Raw genomic sequence first — 511 nt, 5'->3', positions numbered from 1 at the left:
TACCTGCGAGGTAGTATGGTTTTGACTTCGGAAGCGGACCGCCAAGAGCCGGTACCCAGTAGGTACCGTCACCGGACTCCGCATCTGCAAAGCCACTGCCGCCGGCATCACCCAGGTCGTGGCCCGGGTTACCCATGTTGTAGACCTCACCGGTCTCTAGTTTGACGATCGACTGGATCGGTTTACCGTTCTGGTCGTAACCCATGATCCTCGCCGGGTTGGCGTGCGGGCTGTGGCAGTCGAAGCAGGAGAATCCTCCCATCCAGTAGTTAGGTGTAAATGCCGGATAGGTATCATCTGGCGCTTTCCACTTGCCTGAGCTAATACCAAAGCCCATGGTATGTCCAACGTTGTACTCAGTGGTATAGTTGTCGTCGTTATCCATCTGAATGTTAAAGCCTGAGCCGGCTCCTGTGCCGTGGCACCAATCGCACGCCTCAAACCTTGTATCAGATCTTAACAACTTAAACTTACCGGCTGCACGGTGGACTGCGTGGCACTCACGGCACCT

General features: G+C 55.2%; 1 protein-coding gene. It reads right to left on the bottom strand.

Annotation, left to right across the window (positions count from 1 at the left end):
• Positions 1 to 463: hypothetical protein (locus COY37_RS11285; protein ID WP_286977638.1), on the bottom strand; the 463-nt coding region annotated here is incomplete at its 3' end.
• Between the last annotated feature and the right edge of the window lie 48 nt (positions 464 to 511).

This window comes from Candidatus Aquicultor secundus (assembly GCF_002791875.1).
Lineage (GTDB): Bacteria > Actinomycetota > Aquicultoria > Aquicultorales > Aquicultoraceae > Aquicultor_A > Aquicultor_A secundus.
This window is presented reverse-complemented; position numbering and strand designations above follow the sequence as displayed.